Here is a 2,232-nt window from a genome sequence, read left to right as displayed (position 1 = left end):
GGCCGCGTCCCCGCGGCCCTGCACCCGGTAGCCGCCCAAGGCGTGCTCGGACTGCGGTGTGAAGCCGATGTGAGCGATCACCGGCACCCCGGCGCCGACCATGGCGTGCACGTGCCCGGCATGGCGGGCGTCGCCTTCCATCTTCACCGCGTGCACCCCGGCTTCCTTCATCAGCCTGACCGCCGATTCCACCGCCTGGGCGGGGGACTGCTCGTAGCTGCCAAAGGGCAGGTCGGCCACGACCAGCGCCCGCTTGGCGCCGTTGACCACCGCCTTGGAGAAGGTGATCATCTCATCCATGCTGATGCGCAGTCGAGTCGTAGCCCAGGACCGTGTTCGCCGCCGAGTCGCCAACCAGCAGGATCTCGATGCCGGCCTCGTCGAACACTTCGGCCAGCATCCGGTCGTAGCAGGTGAGCATCGAGAACTTCTCGCCGCGTTTCTTCGCTTCGGCCAGGTGCCCGATGCGGATGCGTGCAGGACGCGTGGCAGGGTCTGAGAGATAGGGTTGAGGCATAGCAAGACCTTAGCGCACTTGGGCCCGGCAATGCCCGCTGGCATGGCCGCTTGCACCGGCGTCGCGGTGCAAAAACGTATAGTCTTGCAACAGAGCAGAAATGGCCGCGGCGAGTCAGGCCCGGCGCACGCACCCGACAGGCAAGGCGGTAAGAGATGGATCGTCAGCAGGAATTCGTACTGCGCACCATTGAGGAACGCGACGTCAGATTCGTGCGGTTGTGGTTCACCGATGTGGTCGGTTCACTGAAGTCCGTGGCGCTGGCACCGGCCGAGGTGGAGGACGCGTTCGCCGAGGGGCTGGGCTTTGACGGTTCCTCCATCGAGGGGCTCTCGCGCATCTACGAATCGGACATGCTGCTGCAGCCGGATCCCTCCACCTTCCAGCTGCTGCCCTGGCGCGGTGAGGTGGAGCCGACCAGCCGCATGTTCTGCGACATCCTCACCCCGGAGCACCCCCTCCACCGCGGACCCGCGCCACGTGCTCAAGCGCCAGCTCGACGAGGCCTCCAAGCTCGGCTTCACCTGCTACACCCACCCGGAGATCGAGTTCTACCTGCTGCAGTCCGCCGAGCTGGGACCGCACGGCGCCCGGTGCCGATCGACAATGCCGGCTACTTCGACCACGTCCCGGACGGGGTTGGCCAGGACTTCCGCCGGCTGTCGGTGACCACCCTGGAGGCGCTGGGCATCTCCGTGGAGTTCTCCCACCATGAGACCGGCCCCGGGCAAAACGAAATCGATCTGCGCTACGCCGATGCCCTGCAGACGGCGGACAACATCATGACCTTCCGCACCGTCATCAAGGAGATGGCCATGCAGAAGGGGCTGTACGCCACCTTCATGCCCAAGCCCTTTGCCGAACACCCCGGCAGTGGGATGCACACCCATTTTTCACTCTTCGAAGGCGACTCCAACGCCTTCTTCGAGGCCGGGCGCGAATACCAGCTCTCCGATGTGGCCCGCTCCTTCATTGCCGGCATCCTGCACCATGCCAAGGAGCTGACCGCGGTCACCAGCCAGTTTGTGAACTCATACAAGCGGCTGTGGGGCGGGGGCGAGGCCCCCAGCCACCTGTCCTGGGGTCACAACAACCGCTCCGCCCTGGTGCGGGTGCCGCTGTACAAGCCCGGCAAGGGCCAAAGCGCCCGGGTGGAATACCGCGGCATCGACTCCGCCGCGAACCCCTACCTGGCCTACGCGTGCCTGCTGGCGCCGGGCTGAAGGGCATCCACGAGGCTACGAGCTGGAGGACCCCACCGAGGATGACGTGTGGAGCCTGTCCACCGCCGAACGCCGCGCCTCGGGACATGACCCGCTGCCCGGCTCGCTGCACGACGCGCTGCGCACCCTGGAGGACTCGGAGCTGATGGCCGACATCCTCGGAGAGCAGGTGTTCAACTCCTTCCTGGCCAACAAGCGGGCCGAATGGGAGGAATACCGCCAGGAAATCACCCCCTGGGAGCTGAACCGCTACCTGGGCATGCTCTAGGGCCAGAGCGGCACAACGGGGGAAAGAAGAAAGGCCGATGACACCGAGTTCGCGGGAACTGATCAACGCAGGCTTCCTGGACACCACGCGGGCCAAGCAGTTCCTGGACTCGCCGGAACTGGCCGATTTGGACCGCGGCCTGATCCTGCGCAGCATGGCCCACGCCCCGGACCCGGACCAGGCGCTGCTGCTGGCCGTGCGCCTGGTGGACAAGCACCCGCAGG

1 protein-coding gene and 2 pseudogenes are annotated in these 2,232 nt (G+C 66.2%); 2 read left to right on the top strand and 1 reads right to left on the bottom strand.

All coding sequences use genetic code 11. The features are described from left to right. Nucleotides 1-517, bottom strand: a pseudogene (locus JCM19049_RS12230) (3-methyl-2-oxobutanoate hydroxymethyltransferase); the annotation flags it as partial. 155 nt (nucleotides 518-672) lie between these two features. Here JCM19049_RS12230 and glnA point away from each other — a divergent pair. Both glnA and JCM19049_RS12220 read left to right on the top strand, forming a co-directional pair. Next, a pseudogene (gene glnA / locus JCM19049_RS12225) lies at nucleotides 673-2,008 on the top strand (type I glutamate--ammonia ligase). A gap of 37 nt (nucleotides 2,009-2,045) precedes the next feature. Next, nucleotides 2,046-2,232: hypothetical protein (locus JCM19049_RS12220; protein WP_279403110.1), on the top strand; the 187-nt coding region annotated here is incomplete at its 3' end.

Source organism: Arthrobacter sp. JCM 19049, from assembly GCF_001310435.1.
This window is presented reverse-complemented; position numbering and strand designations above follow the sequence as displayed.